Below are 15,313 nucleotides of genomic sequence, written 5' to 3'. Positions count from 1 at the left end.
GGATAAATAATTACATATGGCACAGCATTCCTCTCTGCAGCGGTTCAACCAGGTGTTGCTTGGCTTTCTGCTTTTCTTCGGACTGCTTTACCTGGGCCGCACCTACCTCATTCCTATTGCTATTGGCGGCTTGTTTGCCATGTTGCTGGTGCCCATTTGCCAACGGATGGAAAAGTGGAAACTATCGAGGGCGGCCGCTGCACTAATATGTGTTTTTACCGTGGTAATAGTCTTGATAGGTTTGATTTCGGTGCTGATTACGCAGATTTTTGCCCTGGCCAACGACCTGCCTGCACTTGGAGAAATGCTAACGGATAAGCTGGACCGGGCCCGAAGCTTTGCTACCGACAAGTTTGACCTCTCGCGTGAGAAACAGAATGAGTATTTCCGCAACCAGCTGGAAGGCGCCACACAAATGGCCGGCAGCTACGCCAAAACGATTCTCCTTTCTACCAGTTCCTTTCTATTGAATTTTGTAGTAGTAATTACTTACACGCTGCTGTTTTTGATATACCGCCGCAGGCTCCGCACGTTTATACTGAAACTGGTTCATAAACGCGAAGGATCTAATGCCCAGGATATTGCAAATAAAATCACTGGTGTTGCCAGCTCTTATATTTCAGGTGTATTTTTGGTGGTTGCTATTCTGGCTGCGGTTAATACAGCCGGGCTTATGATAATTGGGATAGAACATGCTTTATTTTTCGGCCTACTGGCCGGTTTGCTCAATATTATTCCATACATCGGTTCTCTGGCCGGCAGCCTTATTCCGGTGGTGTTTGCCTTACTCACCAAAGAGTCGATCTGGTACCCGGTAGGCGTGGGTATATTTTTCCTGGTGGTGCAGCAGATCGAAAGTTATATTTTAACGCCAAACATTACCGGCTCTAAAATAAAGCTCAGTGCTATGGCTACGTTGTTAGTGCTGCTGCTGGGGAGCATGATCTGGGGTATAGCCGGCATGATTCTATTTGTACCGTACCTTGGCATCCTGAAAGTGATCTTCGATAATATAGAGAAACTGCAGCCGTATGGCTATATATTGGGGAATGAGGAGGAGGAAGAACAAGTCCAGAATGCCGCAAAATCAGCTCCGGGCGGGTAATTTGATTTGAATAATTCAGTTAATTGTTGTTTACTAGTTGCTGATTGTTATTAGGTTTTTACATCTTAATTCAGCAAGAAACTCCCACTTCACCAGCTTCCCTAAAAATCCCGTACCTTTGCAGGTAAACACAAGCAGGACATTATTACCATGGCAGACGAGGAAGCAGAAAAAGAGGCAATTACATTCGAAGATTTTAAGCTGAACAAGCAGCTACTGAACGCCATTGAAGAAGCTGGTTATGAAAAACCTACGCCAATTCAGCAACAGGCCATTCCGCTTATCACAGCAGGTCACGACATTATGGGCATAGCCCAAACCGGCACCGGAAAAACAGCGGCTTACCTGCTGCCTATCCTCATGAAGGTAAAATACGCACAGGGCAAGCACCCACGTGCGCTCATACTGGCTCCTACACGGGAACTGGCTATGCAGATAGAAGAGAATACAGGGCTGCTGGCGAAATACACTGATATTCGTTACACCGCCATTTACGGTGGACTCGGCCCAAAAACACAGGTCGAAAATATACATAAAGGCATCGATATAATAGTAGCCACACCCAAACGCCTGATGGAACTCTACCTGAAAGGCGAACTGGTGCTAAAGGAGCTGAAAACCCTGGTGCTCGACGAGGCCGACAAAATGATGGACATGGGCTTTATGCCGCAGATCCGGCAGCTGCTCGAGGTATTGCCACGCAAGCGCCAGAACCTGCTGTTTTCTGCCACCATGCACGACAAGGTGGTGCTGCTCTCAGAGGAGTTTCTGGAGTTTCCGATGCGGGTGGAGGTTACACCACAGGCTACGCCCGTAGAAACTGTGAGCCAGGTGCTGTACCAGGTGCCTAACCTACGCACCAAAATAGCCATGTTAGAGTACCTGCTGCAGGATAAGGAGAATTTTAATCGGGTCATCATCTTTACCAGGAGCAAGAAAAACGCCGAGAATGTGGCCAAGTTCCTGGAGCGGAAAGAATACGGCGAGGTGCGCGCCATACACGGCAACAAGGGCCAGAACACGCGCATAAATTCCATGGAAGCTTTTAAAAGTGGCGAAGTACGCTTTTTAGTGGCAACCGATGTGGCAGCCCGGGGCATAGACGTAACGCTGGTGAGCCACGTGATTAATTTTGATGTGCCATTTGTGTACGAAGATTACGTGCACCGCATCGGCCGCACAGGCCGCGCAGAAAATATGGGTGCCGCTATTACCTTTGCCAATGAGGTAGAAATGTACCATGTGCAGAAGATAGAGAAGATCATTCGCATGCAGATTCCGCAGGCACCTATGCCAGAAGGTGTAAAGGTGCACGAAACGCCTTTTGAAGAGAAGCAGGAAATGGACCGTGAGATCGACAACATCAAGCGCCGCGAGAACCCAGACTTTAAAGGAGCTTTCCATGAGAAAAAGGCGATTCCAAAAGGCAAGCCCACCAGAAGCAAGGGAGACCCGAAAGCATCTTTCTGGCAAAAGACCAAGAAAAAAGGAAGTAAGAAACGATAAACGCAGCAGGGGCCGGTACTAAACAGTACCGGCCCCTCGCTTTTAATCAACTAAGTAAACTTTGTTATTTCAATTGCCTATACTGCTATACGCTAAATCAGAAGAGCATGGTTACGAACTTCTGAAATTTAAAAGTCATAAAGGTTAGGGTAATGCTCCAGAAAATAGCGCTCCACAGCATGTGCAGGAAAATGCTTCTTTTAGGAACTCCTAATAAGGCCGCCACCACTGTTCCCAGCACAGGTGTCAGCAACAAGGGGGTCAGGAAGGCAATGCCGGTAACTCCGAAGCTATTCCAGACTTTAACGATAGTTCTGCTTTTTTTACTAAATAAAGGTTTGTTCTTTTCTATTCGCCGCCGCACCAGCCAGTTGGCAGCCCTTCTTCCCAGAAATGAAAACACCACTACGCTGGTCATCATGCCAGCAATGGTAAGCAACACTGTTTCAAAGTAAGAAAGACCTAGAGAAATACCTGCTACGGGGCCTCCGAAAAACTTCACGGTGCTTAACAAGTACACCGACAGGTATTTCAATATTTCCTCTAACACGGTTAATTTCTAGCTAATTGCACTTTTAAATAACTGATAATCACTAGTTAAAAGTATACGCAAATTATAATAATATAAACTATAAATATTTTTACGACTAATTCTCTACTCCCTAAAAATTGCTGCTATGTGGAGCAGGTGCAGTATTTTAAAATCCAATACGAATTATTCAAATGAAAAAGCACCTCCGGAGGTTAAAGTGCCTAAAAAAGGATAAGGCTCCAGCCTTGGGATATTAACAAACCACTATAAGCAAAAGCCTGGCAGGTTAAATTTTAGGGCCAAAGGCAAGATCTCCTGCATCGCCCAGGCCGGGCACAATATAAAAGTGTTCGTTTAGCCGCTCATCCAGGTCGCCAAGCCATAGCTGCACATCGGGTATCTCCTGCTGCACATAAGCTACTCCCTCTGGTGAGGCAATAACAGCTGCAATGTGCACCTGCCGTGGCTGCCCGTGACGCAGCATGCCCTTATAAGACTTCACAAGCGATTTTCCGGTAGCCAGCATCGGGTCGGCCAGAATAAGCACACGGTTGTTGAGGTTGCTGGAGGCCATGTACTCCATATTTACTTCCACATCCTTGCCCGCTTCCTCTGCCCGGTAAGCACCCACAAACGCACTAAACGCTTTATCGAAATAGTTGATCATGCCGTGGTACATTGGCAGCCCAGCCCGCAGAATAGTAGCCAGCACCGGTTGCTCTACCAGTAACTCTGTTTCGCGCTCGCCGAGAGGTGTCGTAATGGAGGTAGAAGTATAAGGCAGTGTTTTAGAAATTTCGTAAGCAAGCAACTCCCCCAGCCGCTCCAGGTTGCGCCGAAAACGCAAACTGTCCTGCTGCACACGAATGTCGCGGAGCTCTGCTACAAAGTGGTTGGCAAGCGATGGTTGGCTTGTCAGGATGTGGAGGTTAGATTTTTCCATGCGAGGTACCAGGGTAAATGTTGTTTAGCTAAAGATACGTAGGTCGTTGGCTTGCCACCAAAGTTTGCATAAAATTTTGCCACCGAAGGAATCATGCTGCCTTCAAAATCGAAGATGCGGTTGGTGCCGGCATATTGCCTGATGCAACTATCGNAAGATACGTAGGTCGTTGGCTTGCCACCAAAGTTTGCATAAAATTTTGCCACCGAAGGAATCATGCTGCCTTCAAAATCGAAGATGCGGTTGGTGCCGGCATATTGCCTGATGCAACTATCGAGCAGGAACTGCATGGCATAGGCGCGCCTACCTTCGGCAGATGAGGAAGAGAACAGCAGGATAATTTTACCCGGCTGGTGCACCAGCAAGGCGGCCGCATACATGGTGCCGGCATCATCTGCCACCTGCAGCAGTTCAGCCTGTTGCCTTTGCCGCAGCTCTTTGTACAGGTTCGCCAACAAAAAATAATGCTTTTGTTTAACCTCGTGCAGTTCTTTGCCTTTGGTATTTTTAAAGAGGCTGATCAGTGGCTCAATGTGAGGCAGCGGCTTTACCTGTAGTCCCAAACCCGGGGCTTTCCTGATTTTGGGCCGATGCTTGGGCAGGTAGTTTTTGTAAATATGCTCGTAACCTGTGCTGAGGTCGAGATGGTAAGTTACCCGCTCCTGCCTCACAAACGCTCCTATGTTTTGGGGCGACAAGGTAGAGTTGGCGGTGTTCAGCTGCAGGTACACTTGTTTGTATTTGTCAGGAATCAGCTCCAGGTAGGGCGGCAAGTCTTTTATGGTGCTGCGACTGGTCGTAAACAGGCCAAGCTGCTGCGTAAAGAATGGCTGCAGAACCCCTAACTGCCCCATTTTTCTGCCTAGCGGCAGCGGAAACACCGATACATACTGCCCCTCCTGTTCTTCTACCACCGCATCCCAACGTTTGCATACCGTGTTCAGGTACCAGGAACAGGCATACACCATGTGCTGCTCCGAAGCCTCGACACAGGCATCCCAGGCTTCGAAATTGATCTGATGGAAAGGCAGGTAACGCAGCATACGGGCTTACAGAGTCTTGATTATCCCGCTAAAGTAGAGATTCAGGTTGTTTTACGGAACATTATGCTGCGAAAATTGTAAATTCGGCCTTTACACTGCACTATACTCAAGTTATAAATTACTATATGAGATTCATTTTCTGTCTGCTTGCCAGCTGGCTACTTTGCGCTACCGTGGCGGTGGCGCAGGATGTGTACATGCCTTTTAACCGCGACACTTACCACCTGGTAGACCGTTACCAGATACTGCATGGCGATGAGGTACCGCAACTGCAGACAAATGTGCGCCCCTATGGCCGTAGAGATGTAGCCGCCTTAGCAGAGGTTAGTGCCCGCAACACCATTTCGGCTGCCGATAGATTCAACACAGCTTACCTGCTCAACGACAACTGGAACTATACTACCGAAGACGATAACGAGAGCCAAAAACCTATTCTCACTTATTTCTACCGCAACAAAACCGACCTCTACCACTACGAGAGCGATGTGTTTACGCTGCGCGTGAACCCTGTTATCCATTTTGAGGGAGGTAACGATAACCAGAGCGATGGCCTGCGCTACATCAACACGCGAGGGCTGCAGCTGGAAGGCAGTATAGACGGCAAGTTTGGCTTTTACACGTTTATTGGAGAAAACCAGGCCCGCTACCCGGCTTTTGTAATGGACGGAATCAGGCGTGATAATGTGGTGCCGCACGAAGGATTCTGGAAACGGTTTAAAGAAGATGGCTACGACTTTATTACAGCGAGAGGCTACCTGAACTATGCGCTTTCGCAGCACGTGGAAATTCAGCTTGGCCACGATCGCCACTTTATTGGCGATGGCTACCGCTCGCTAGTTTACTCAGATTATCCGCCTCCTGCCTTTTTCCTGAAGCTGAACACCCGTGTCTGGAAACTGCACTACATGAACCTGTTCCAGGAGCTGACCTCTGAGTTTCGGCGTGCCGGGGCCGACAGGCTGTTTCCTAAAAAATACATGGCTTTTCACCGGCTGGGCGTGAACATCACCAACAACCTGAACATTGGGGTATTCGAGTCGATTATTTTTGCCAGGGGAGCAGGCCGCTTTGAGCTGCAGTACCTGAACCCCATTATTTTTTACCGAAGCGTGGAGCAGATGCTCGGCAGCGAAGACAATGCCATGCTTGGGGCCGATTTTAAATGGAACCTCTTTAACCGGGTGCAGCTCTACGGGCAGCTGGCGCTTGATGAGTTTCTGCTGGAAGAGGTTAGGGCAGGCAATGGCTGGTGGGGCAACAAACAGGCTGCGCAACTTGGCTTTAAGTATGTAAACGCGTTCGGACTGCCAAACCTCGACCTGCAAGGTGAGGGTAACGTAATTCGCCCTTACATGTACCAGCACGTTGATAAGTTCACTAATTACCAGCACTACAACCAGCCGCTGGCACACCCGATCGGAGCCAACCTGTACGAGCTGATCGGTATTGTAAGGTACCAGCCCCTGCCCCGCCTGAACCTGACGGCCACAGCTATTGCCACACGCTACGGCCAGGACCAGATTGCGAACGGCGATACTATTAGTTATGGCAATAACGTAAACCTCTCTTATAACCAGCGCCCCTACTCACATGGGCACAACGTGGCGCAAGGTATCCTCACCAACCAGCTCCATCTCGACCTGACGGCCACCTACCAGTTCCGCCACAACCTGTTCGTGGACCTGAAACAGATCATGCGCCAAACCGACTCTAATGGAAACACGCTGGATCGTAACACGGCTTTTACCTCTGTTGCCTTACGTTGGAACATACCGCAGCGCCTGCACGAGTTTTAAGCCAGCGCTATTCTGTATTAACAGCAAAAGCGGCTATGCTTGAGAGAACAGGCATAGCCGCTTTTGTTTGAAAGAACCCTTGGCAGGGCAAAGGCTTTTAAGACCGAAAATACCTCCGGAAGGCCTTTTTCATTAGCAGAATTTAAGTGTAGCTGTGCTAGGACTAATTCAGATTAGAAATCAAAAATGATGAACGATTTTGATAGTAGCTGGCCTCCTAGGCCCTTTGGCTCTAAAAAACCTCTGGAAGGGTTATTTCATTTGAATAATTTCAGAAGTATAAATTAACTGGTTCCTCTGATGATACAGATTTTAGGACTTTATCCTTCCACCTCATCCGTTGCATCTGTTCTTCAAGCCGCAACTGCTTTACTCAAGCTGTTGCGGCAGCTTCTTCGCCTGTATAAGCTTGCTTCAGCTTTTCAATATCAATCTTATCCATCTGGAGCATGGCCTGCATTACTCTCGCTGATTTTTCAGCACTTTGGCTATGCAGCAGTTCTTCTAGCTCCGTTGGAATAATCTGCCACGACAGCCCGAATTTATCTGTCAGCCAGCCGCACCTGTCTTTTCTGCCGCCTTCCGAGAGCTTTTCCCATAGTTCGTCTACCTCGGCCTGTGAGTAGCAGTTTACATAAAACGAGATGGCCGGCGTAAATTTAAAATGTGGACCACCGTTCAAGGCCATAAAATTTTGCCCGTCCAGCTGAAAAGACAGGCCCATAACACTGCCTTTTGTCCCTGGCCCTGCTTCTCCGTAGCGGTTCAGGCTCAGCATTTTTGAATTTTTAAAAACAGAGATATAAAAGTTCACCGCCTCCTCTGCCTGGTTATCGAACCACAGAAATGGTGTAATTTTCTGCTTGTTTGCTTGCTCATTTTCCATTGTATTTTGGTTTTGTTTCTGATACAAGTTTACTATAAACTGCTCCAAAACCGGAGGTACAAAAACGACAAACTAAGGGCGATTTGCGGCAATAGGAACGTTACCTACATTCAAATTACTTCTGGTACAGCAAGGTAACATACATGCCATAGCTCCTGATGCTAAGCAAGGTAGACTTTAGAATTTGCCAGGGCTTCTGTGCTGAATCGCGGTAGTAGGTTACCTGGTCTTTGGGCATGGTTGAAAACCCCATCAGGGAGCTGTTGTTGAGTTTGTTTGTTTCGGTGAGCCACTCAATCACAAAAGCAACATCTTCCTGCAGCGTTAGGTTGTATTTCTCCAGATTAACCGTTATCCAGCCGGTATGATGCGGCGGAATGGCTACCACCACCGGCTCGGGAAGCAGGCTGAGATGCGGCAAATTATTTTGAATGGAATAGAGGCGAATACCTACTTCTAATTTAGCTACGCCAGAACCTGTAAGCCCAAAACTGACGCTCTGCAAGGTGGCTGGTCCTTTTTTTAAACGGATCAGGGTGCCTAACTCCTGCCCGTGCCGCCCTTCAGGGATGGTATCGGATGGACTTATTTCATGATGAAAGGTGGTGCCTTCGTCTATGTGGTAGCCTACTTTCCGGGCTTTCCACTTGCCGCTCCTGGCCTTTACTTCTACTTCGCTAAGGCTCTCGTGTTTCGGCGCTAAATAAAGCCTGATGCTGCCTTCGTGCTCCTGCTGTTTCAGAAGATCGGCAATAGGAAAATCGCTGGAAATATAGCCCACCGAAGAAACCCTAATGCTCTTCTTCTCACCATCGGCCTCCAGCCTGATTGAAAACTTTCCGCTGGCCCCGGCCTGAACAGCACTTCCGCTGCCAACTACCGCCACCGAGGCATAGGGAATCACCTCTTTACTGGCTTTATCTAAAATAGTACCGTGGAGCAAGGCCGCTAGTAAGTGAGAAGGAGGAGCTGTGGCAGTTGCCTGGCTTTTGCCAGGTAGCAGGAGCAAATAAGCCAGTAGGAAGCTCATCACCAGCAAGGTCTTTCCCTTTATCAAACGCATCAAAAGAGCTCCTTTTTTACTTTGCTTCCACTCCACCCTGATCGTCTGCTGTGCCATGTAGTTGTTTTTACCTTTCTTTATCACCTAAGATGTTGCTTTTGGCAGGCTGGTTGCATTAGCCTCTATCTTTTTTGTTGACAAAGCAACCGGCCGGTGTGGCACCTTAGTTTGCATCAGCTCCGATTTATGCAGGCAGCAGCACCTGGCTAACATCCTTAAAGTTTCGGTTTCAGATACTTGGCGAAAAACTCTTCCATGGCAGGGTCGGTAATGTGGAGTTTGTCGGCATAAGCTACGCCATGTCCTACACCATCTATTTTAAGATACTCAATGGTAGCTCCGGCAGCCCGCATTTTCTGCACAAAATCATCTGTCAGCTCCGTACGAACCACCGGGTCGTCGGCACCTTGGATGAGGAACATTGGTGGATGGTTGGCTGAAATATAGCCAATGGGCCACCACTCGGTTTTAGCCATGGGCACATCGCGTCCTAATTCGGTAGGAGCAGCTCCCCCAATCACAACATTCAGCTTGCTCGAGTACTCATTCCAGCCACCGTCACCTTCCAGACCTGCCGACTCCGGAACCATAGCCAACATCAGGGCCAGGTGCCCACCTGCGGAATGGCCGTAACCGCCTATCCTGTCCGGATCAACGTTGTATTCTTTTGCATGGGCGCGCAGCCAACGCACTGCACACTTTACATCTTCTATACAAGCCGGAAAAGGTGATTCGCCAGTAAGGCGGTAGTTTACGTTAATGGTTACGTAGCCTTTGTTTGCATATTCTACCATGAGCCTCTGGTACACGGCATCCGATTTAGAGCCTGCACCCCAGCCGCCGCCGTGCACAATTACAATGGCAGGCCGCAGCTCTTCTCCGAAATTAGCCGGCATTGCCAGGTCTAATTTCCAGGCCTGGCTGCTGCCTTCGCGGTATGGGATGTCTGGAGTTACGGTAATGGTTTGCTTGCCAGATTCAATCAAAGTAGCACTGGGGCACTTGCTCTTTCTGAGCTCACTGCCACAGGAGCTAATAGTAACTAGCAGGGGCAGCAGTAGGTATAAACAGTTCTTTCGCATATCATGCTCTCCTTTAAGATTTGAAATTTTTAGCCTTAACCGTCCAGCCCGGAAATTTTGCCAGGTCCTTGTTCAGAAATACGGCGGCGTTTTCTTTACGGCCCTTGAACTGCCAATCGAGCCAGGCCAGCGCCATTCTGGAAAAAGAGCCACCATACTCTTCTCCAAAGGTACCCATGTGCCCGGCATCCAGGTTAGTAACCGCCACAGGAACATGCTCAATGCGTTCGTAATCTAATTCTGCATTAGGATAAGCCACATCAGAAGGGCCACCAATAATGTATACAATCGGGCTATGCAGCTTTTGCAAAGTTTCTTTGTCGGCCTTTGCCATAGTCATGTTGCCTATTCCGGAGTTAAACATAACGGAAGACTTGATTCTGGGATCTGCTGAGGCGTATAAAACCTGCGCACCCCCGCAAGACTGGCCCATAGCAGCAATTTTACCCAGATCTACAAGCTTATGGTATTCACTCTTTTTATCTTTACTTTGGCTTTCTATCCAGTTCACAGCATCTATCATCATAGAAGATTCCGTGCTTGAGGGTTTTTCTACAGGAGTTTTCGCCAGTGGGCCTATTGCCACAATAATGTAGCCGTGTGAAGCTATTTCTGAAAGAACCCGCTCGTGTGTGATGGAGGTATTGGCGCAGCCTCCATTACCAAAAACGATTACAGGTAGCTTTCCTTCTGCCTTTGCTGCAGCTTTTATATCCTTTGGGCGGTACACCACAAAATCAGGAAGGGTGGCTTCTTTGGCTGCAAAAGCTTTGTAAGGCCCACTGCTGCCATTATCTATTGTTTTAGAATCTACAACTTGCGCAAAGGCATTAGCCGCCATGGCACAAAAAAGGGTAAGCGTGAGGATAACCTTTATCATATATACCTATTTTTTATTAATATAAAGTTAAATAGCCACATCCACAATATTAGGAAGCTCCTTCTGTAGAAAGACTGCGATATGGTGAATAAATAGGATGAGCTGTGTTTAATTATTTAGATGAAGATAGCTTAATCTGTGTATAAATTGCTCCTGCTGCTTATACACAGATTACTTTCAAATAAATAGGTGGATTACACTTCTTGATTAATGCTTGATTACTTTTATAAAATATTCAATAATTTTATCTTGTCTCCACTCCCTCAGCTTCTATTATATTACAAATATTACAAACTTCTCCACAAAGATTGCAATAAACTAAAATACTATATTTACCTTCAAACCAAAATATACTATATCCAGTGGAGAAGCTAAGACTTTATACTTTCCTATTTATCCTTATATCTATTTCTGCATGTAAAAAGGATGCACCCGAAGCAGTTCCTGAAGAGCAGGAGGCAACAGCATTTGCAGAGCAGATATCATTTGAGATGAATGGCAAAAAATATTCCAGTGATGTAAGGAGTGGAAGTGGAAGAGGAAACAGGCAGATCAATATAAAGCCATATACTAACCCTTTCAGCGGGCGGAGATATGAGTACCAAACCGGTGGTTATTTTTGGTACGGCGAAAAAGACTCTACATTATTTGATACCTTTTATAATTTCAGCTCTAGAAAAGAGTTGATTAGTATCAAAATATCCTTTAGCAAGAAATTCCATAATGATCAATTAAGGAAAAGTTTGAATTTGATAATACCTATAGATAAACTGGATCTTTTTAAAGAAGGTAAACAAACCTTTGCTGTGGACCTTGATAAAGAGAACACAACAGAAGGAGTTGCTCTGTCGCTTAACATTATTTATGAGCAAGAATTTAAAACATTGACATCCTACATGCCAGGTTTTACTATACTTATCAGACCTGAAATGAACAAGGACATTCAACAGAATTCAAACTTTGAAATCACTAAAGTTCAGAAGATTGATGATAACCGCATTTTTGTTCAAGCTAAATTTGAGTTAAACCTTTTCGATGAAGAAGGAACGTTATATCGAGCTGAGAATGGTTTTGTAGAATTCAAAACTTCTATAAAAATGGAAAATGCTGTTGATATGTATTAACATCAAATAATATAGTCCCAAAGCCAAAGCGGCACATATTTACAACATGTGCCGCTTTGGCTTTGGGACTAGCCTAACGCTTGTTGATTTAAGCTTTCTTTCCGCCTATGGAGTACTTCTCCTGCCGCTACTACAGGTATTGTTGTAGCAGCCTTACCTACAGATAGTTGCTGTTATTCTTTTCTGGCTTTTCAAAGAACCTCCGCTTGAGAACCAAACCTAGGCTACAAAAGTTAGTAGCAGGAGGAGTTACTATTCCTTTATTTCTTTGATTTCTTCTCTGCCTTGTTCATTTGAATGAGCACGAAAGAATAAGGAGGTAAGGTAACATCGAAGTTATCTCCAACCTTAAGCTCTGTTGTTACCGGTGTTGCCACTTTATCGCCGGGCTGACCGCTTAGCACTGTTTGCCTACCTGATTGGTTCCCGATGGCAAGACCCTGTAAATTCAGGTTCGCCTTAGCCTCCACCGGTAGCAGGTTCACCATTCTCACAAAGACATCCCCTGATTTGCTGTTGCGCACCACCGAAACGCCTATTCTTTTCTGAACCGCATCGCTGTTATTCGATACAGCCATATCGCTGTTTATGTACATATCGCCGGCGTACTGGCCATACAACTTTTGCACCTCGTAGCTAGGGGTAGGTTTTATTTCCGTGTTGTTGAAGAAGATAAGGTCGGTGCCCCACTGGGTAAACTGCTCTTTCGCTAACAACGGTGCATAAGAGGCCATTTCCACCACATCTCCATTTCGCTCCAGGGCAGTCAGGTAAATAGCCTCTGACAGCGCATTGTATAGAGCATTGCCTTTGGAGGCATATTCACCTAAATACACTTTCGATTTGGAACGGTCGTATTTATCGTAAAAATCCTGGTTATTGATAAACCAGCCTGGCGACTGATAATAATGTTCGTCGACCACAGGCACACCCAGTTCGGTCGCAAATGCCCAGCCCTCCCGGTAATCTGAACCTTCTGAGAACGGCCCCACAGTACCAATAACCGTAATTTCCGGGTGCTTTTCTTTTATGGCTTTGTAGATCATGGCAAACCGCTCTTTAAACACATCAGATATAAGGTCTTCGTTGCCGATGCCAATGTATTTCAGGTTAAAGGGTTTTGGATGTCCGGCTTCAGCCCTTTTTTTACCCCAGGTAGATTTTGCGTCACCGTTGCTGTATTCTATCAGATCCAGAATATCCTGAATATACTCATCCATTTCCTCCAGAGGCACGCCTCCCTGCTGGCCGGCGCCACCTGTTCCGGAGTTCTGGCAAGGTACGCCAGCTGCAATAACTGGTACTGGTGTAGCTCCTATGTCTTCGCAATACTGGAAGTACTCATAAAAGCCTAAACCAAAAGATTGCTGGTAGCCCCAGAGATTGCGATCCGGTTTTCGGGCTTCAAGCGGACCGATAGTGTTTTTCCACTTGTAAATATTGTGTATACCATCGCCGTGCGCCACACAACCACCCGGAAAACGAACAAAGCGAGGCTTCAGGTCAGCAACGGTTTGGGCCAAATCGGCACGTAAGCCATTGCTGTGCCCTTTAAAGGTATTCTGCGGAAACAGGGAAATCATATCCAGTGCAATGCTGCCTGTGGCCTGCGGAATTATCTCTAAACGGGCATCTTTAATTGTATTATTTGCTATAATTACCCCTTTTACTTTCTCCCAGTTAGGAGAGTTGGCTTTTATGGTCGTCTTGCCAATAACCCCGCCATGCTGATCTGTGAGTCGAACCAGGAGATTTTTGCGTTGCTTCTCTGGATTTCTTACAAATGCTGAAAAGTTATATGTCTCTCCCTTTTTTACTGCTATACCATTAAAACCTTCATTTACTAAACCTGTGCCTATTTTGCTAGTTTGTAAAACAGCATAATGCTTGTTGTTGAGGTGTACCGGCGAAACAGAATCAATGGCAAAGGTGCCATCGTTACCAATCAGGCTCCAGGCCTTTTTGCTTGTCCAGGAAGGATCTCGACCCAGTTTATCGTGCAGGTTATATTCAAAGCCACGGTTCTCTACCAGTTCTGCATACAAGCCACCGTCAGCGGCATAGTTAATGTCTTCAAAGAAGATACCCATCAGCAAATCGCTTATCTGTTTACTGTTGCCTGCATCTGCTGTCACCTTCACCTCCACAGGTTTCAGGTCTTTAAACTTTACGGGGTCTTGGTGGTAACTTTCTTCCGCCAGTTGGGCATTGTAGGCCATAAGCTGGTGAGCCTTTATCAAACCATCTACTATACTCCAAGGCACTTTTTTTAACGTACCACTTTCCTCACTTCCGGAAATGATAACCTTTACCCGGCTGTTCAATCGCTTGTTAGTTGCCATGGGTGCAGGCTTAGAATAGTTTTTGAAGTCTTTTGTACTTACCTCATAAGCCTGGGTATTGCCGCCTTTGGTGCTTAACCAGCTAACTTTGTACAACCCGGAAGCAGGGTCGTAATGCGCCTCCAGTTCTGTACAGTTATTGCCTTGTATTACTTCCGGGTAGTCCTGCGGTTTCCAGTTAACAAGATCAGCAGATGCGGCATGGGCAAATACACCATCCCGGTCGTTCACCGTGAAGAGGCAATGCCACTGCTTATTGTTATCCTGGAAAAGGAAAGGCCTATACATTCTCTTTTCAGCTCCCCACCTGCCATAGTCGCTTGGCATAAATCGTTCTTCAGGGCCAATGGCGTTCCATTGCTTTTTATCGACACTCCAGGCAAAATGCAAGCCGTTTTTAGCTTCGTTTTTTGTTGTAGCATAAGCAAAAACATAAGCTGAATCGGGTTGGCTAGCGAGGGTTGAGAAGTTACTCAGGCTAAATAGGATGGCGGCAAATGCCATCAGTAATTTCTGGCAATTCACGTGTTTGTTTCTGATTTGTAGATACATGCTTTGTAAGAATTTCTTTAGGAGCATTTTACGAGCGCCTCTTTAAAATATATTATGATAAACCCTTGGCGAAATTTGAATAAAAATTCTTCTGAAGGGCATTTTTATTTCAATAATTGTCCTCCACGCCACACGAAGAACTTAGATATAATTGGCTTTATAGATACCTTATTTGCAACTACTACTGGCGCTGCCCTGCCCACCTGATAAAAGGTAAACAAGAAAAATTATTTGAGCAGGTTAATTTAATGTTTTTTTGACAATTAATAACAAATATTAGTAAGTCAGACTTATATTTTTGTAAGTAAGAGCAGAAAATGCAGGAGTTGGACAATACTAAAGCTGCCGTACATTTGTGAAGTCAGCCCTACGGAAAGCAGGAATAAATTCCATGTTCCGGAGACTCATCGGCAGGAACTACCTAATTTCTTCTGAGAATAAATTACCTCTTATGAGTGT

General features: G+C 46.3%; 11 protein-coding genes. 4 read left to right on the top strand and 7 right to left on the bottom strand.

Annotated elements, in window-relative coordinates:
- Window positions 1-16 precede the first annotated feature (16 nt).
- Together ACMA1I_RS11355 and ACMA1I_RS11350 are read left to right on the top strand one after the other, a co-directional pair.
- Complete coding sequence (locus ACMA1I_RS11355; RefSeq protein WP_337068452.1) at window positions 17-1,105, top strand: AI-2E family transporter; 1,089 nt, start codon at window positions 17-19, stop codon at window positions 1,103-1,105.
- Between the two features lie 150 nt (window positions 1,106-1,255).
- Window positions 1,256-2,611 carry a DEAD/DEAH box helicase gene (locus tag ACMA1I_RS11350; protein ID WP_337068451.1) on the top strand — a complete coding sequence of 452 codons (1,356 nt, stop codon included), beginning with the start codon at window positions 1,256-1,258 and terminating at the stop codon, window positions 2,609-2,611.
- A 97-nt stretch (window positions 2,612-2,708) separates the two neighbouring features.
- On the opposite strand, the gene ACMA1I_RS11345 is transcribed toward ACMA1I_RS11350, so the two are convergent.
- Together ACMA1I_RS11345 and upp are read right to left on the bottom strand one after the other, a co-directional pair.
- The gene (locus ACMA1I_RS11345; RefSeq protein ID WP_337068450.1) at window positions 2,709-3,161 is read right to left on the bottom strand and encodes a hypothetical protein; all 453 of its coding nucleotides are present in this window, start codon (window positions 3,159-3,161) and stop codon (window positions 2,709-2,711) included.
- A 268-nt stretch (window positions 3,162-3,429) separates the two neighbouring features.
- Window positions 3,430-4,086, bottom strand: a complete 657-nt coding sequence (gene upp / locus ACMA1I_RS11340) for a uracil phosphoribosyltransferase (RefSeq protein WP_337068449.1) — start codon at window positions 4,084-4,086, stop codon at window positions 3,430-3,432.
- A gap of 1,168 nt (window positions 4,087-5,254) precedes the next feature.
- Between upp and ACMA1I_RS11335 the strand changes: the two genes are divergently transcribed.
- Window positions 5,255-6,925 (top strand): hypothetical protein, encoded by a 1,671-nt coding sequence (locus ACMA1I_RS11335; RefSeq protein WP_337068445.1) that lies wholly within the window; start codon window positions 5,255-5,257, stop codon window positions 6,923-6,925.
- 373 nt (window positions 6,926-7,298) lie between these two features.
- Here the strand turns inward: ACMA1I_RS11335 and ACMA1I_RS11330 are convergent, their stop codons facing one another.
- From ACMA1I_RS11330 to ACMA1I_RS11315, 4 genes are all read right to left on the bottom strand, one after another.
- A complete protein-coding gene (locus ACMA1I_RS11330; protein WP_337068444.1) occupies window positions 7,299-7,811 on the bottom strand; it encodes a VOC family protein in 513 nt (170 codons plus the stop codon).
- A gap of 115 nt (window positions 7,812-7,926) precedes the next feature.
- A complete protein-coding gene (locus tag ACMA1I_RS11325) occupies window positions 7,927-8,931 on the bottom strand; it encodes a carboxypeptidase-like regulatory domain-containing protein (protein WP_337068443.1) in 1,005 nt (334 codons plus the stop codon).
- Between the two features lie 158 nt (window positions 8,932-9,089).
- Window positions 9,090-9,956: an alpha/beta hydrolase gene (locus tag ACMA1I_RS11320; RefSeq protein ID WP_337068442.1), complete on the bottom strand. Its 867-nt coding sequence runs from the start codon at window positions 9,954-9,956 to the stop codon at window positions 9,090-9,092.
- Window positions 9,957-9,969: 13 nt separating this feature from the next.
- On the bottom strand, window positions 9,970-10,836 hold the full coding sequence (locus ACMA1I_RS11315) for a chlorophyllase/cutinase-like alpha/beta fold protein (RefSeq protein WP_337068441.1): 867 nt from the start codon (window positions 10,834-10,836) through the stop codon (window positions 9,970-9,972).
- A 362-nt stretch (window positions 10,837-11,198) separates the two neighbouring features.
- On the opposite strand from ACMA1I_RS11315, the gene ACMA1I_RS11310 reads away from it, so the two are divergent.
- Window positions 11,199-11,960: a hypothetical protein gene (locus tag ACMA1I_RS11310; protein WP_337068440.1), complete on the top strand. Its 762-nt coding sequence runs from the start codon at window positions 11,199-11,201 to the stop codon at window positions 11,958-11,960.
- 260 nt (window positions 11,961-12,220) lie between these two features.
- Here ACMA1I_RS11310 and ACMA1I_RS11305 read toward each other — a convergent pair whose 3' ends face one another.
- Window positions 12,221-14,827, bottom strand: coding sequence for an alpha-L-arabinofuranosidase C-terminal domain-containing protein (locus ACMA1I_RS11305; RefSeq protein WP_337068439.1), 2,607 nt, complete (start codon window positions 14,825-14,827; stop codon window positions 12,221-12,223).
- Between the last annotated feature and the right edge of the window lie 486 nt (window positions 14,828-15,313).

Source organism: Pontibacter sp. 13R65, assembly GCF_047525655.1.
Taxonomy (GTDB): Bacteria; Bacteroidota; Bacteroidia; order Cytophagales; family Hymenobacteraceae; genus Pontibacter.
Note: the sequence above shows the minus strand (reverse complement) of the source record. Positions and strands in the feature narration are given on the sequence as shown.